Raw genomic sequence first — 1,662 nt, 5'->3', positions numbered from 1 at the left:
CTGCTGGATTTGCGTCCACGTGCCCACCGAGTATGCGCTCTGCAGGTTGCTACGGAAGATGGTCTCCAGTCGCCATGCCGAGCCGAGCTGTGCATCCGTTGCCAGTACCTTACCAGTCGCCGGATCAATAACATCACCACGCCCCCACCAGCCTGCCCGCTGAAGGGTTGGTATGAGCTGCTCTTTGAACTCCGCCAGCGTCGTACCCTGCACGATGGCTTTCTCCACCTGCTTGTCCACATGGGCCAGCAGATCGGTATCGAGCATCTTGGCCACGGTGAAGGCGACGTCGTGCTCCTGCGCCACCATGTCCTGCCATGCGAAGGTGGGCCGGAGTCCCTTGTTCAGAAAGTACTGGATAGCCGCCAGTGGCCCCAACTCAAAGGACGCACTGGCTTCAAAGAAGTTATACAGCCTCATGCACTGTCACTCCGCTGGCCACGCATCAGCCCCATTAAACGGCTGAACAGTGTCGCCTTCTGCACGGTCTCCACTGCTTTATCGTCCGGGATGTCCTCCATCATTTCCGTCAGCTTCTCACGGAAGGTTTCGAGGTCGTCCGTTTCTTCCATGTACGATAACAACTGCTCCACTCGTTTCCCGTACAGGTCACGGTATTTGGAGGCCAGAAAACCCGCTGCATCTACAAGGCTCTGCTGGTCTTCCCGCAGCCCAGCCCGGTGAAGGGTCAGGTCACTGACCTCCCTGAACTCTGCAGGCAGAACCGGTGCGCCGGTGCCTGCGGGTGGCATGGGTGAGGCTTCCTTCTTCTTCTTCCATCCTTCGCCGTAAGTGCTGAGGATGTACTCCTCGGTGGGTTCATAGCCGAGGGTTGCAATCTTGTTGTCCCGCTCGGCCCGTGCCTTCAGGTCTTCCTCCGGCTCGGTGTTACGCCATACGCGGGGCGGGTTAGCGGTGGGGAAATTCCACGCCGTCAGCCATGCCACCACCTGCTGGTTGAAGGACTCACACAACAAGTCAGCGTCCGCCTTGATAACCGTGTCCGCCACGCCCTGGTGTACCTCTGCCTGACTGCGACTGCTGCCATCATCGGTAGTCATGGTCTGGCTCAATACGATCTTGCTGATAGCCGCATCCATACGGGAGCAGAGGGTGTTGTAATCCGCTGTGCCGGAGCGGGCCGCTTCCAGCAAATCAATCACCACGTCATCCGGGACAACCACACCGCTGTCGGTCTGGATGGCGCTCAGGGCTCGCAGGGCTTTCTCTCTTTCCCGTGGGTCGTCTGCCTTGCCCGGTGGCAACTTGGCCATGGCTGTAGGCATGCCGAATTTCTCCAGAAACACCAGCCAGAACTTGATACCGTTTCGTTTGAAGAATGAGGGCCAGTACAGGTAATGGGCAAGGCCCAGACCGTAAGGGTTGTCGGAGTGATCCTGCCCGGTGCTGAAAGACCAGAACTTACAGTCCGGCAAGAGTCGGCCATTGGGGTTGTTGCGAGAGATCAGGCGCAGCCGGTATTCATGATCATAAACAAAGCGGGCACGGTCACGGACTTTGATCTGATCGAGCACTATACGGTTTCCGTCTTGTGCCCACAGGCACTCGGCCACGCTGTAACCGAAGAACAAGCCATAGAGCATCTTGTCGGTGATATCGTCAAATCCGATCTTCTGTAGCTGCTCCTTGATAAACTCGGCA

2 protein-coding genes are annotated in these 1,662 nt (G+C 57.7%); both read right to left on the bottom strand.

The annotated features are described in order from the left end of the window. The coding region (locus E1189_RS23115) for a phage head morphogenesis protein (RefSeq protein WP_230460023.1) at positions 1-420 on the bottom strand (420 nt) is incomplete at its 3' end. After that, a partial coding sequence (locus E1189_RS02050; protein WP_196221051.1) for a DUF935 domain-containing protein occupies positions 417-1,662 on the bottom strand: 1,246 nt, incomplete at its 5' end. The genes E1189_RS23115 and E1189_RS02050, both read right to left, overlap by 4 nt.

Source organism: Parendozoicomonas verongulae, assembly GCF_009711465.1.
In the GTDB taxonomy this organism is placed as follows: domain Bacteria; phylum Pseudomonadota; class Gammaproteobacteria; order Pseudomonadales; family Endozoicomonadaceae; genus Sansalvadorimonas; species Sansalvadorimonas verongulae.
Note: the sequence above shows the minus strand (reverse complement) of the source record. Positions and strands in the feature narration are given on the sequence as shown.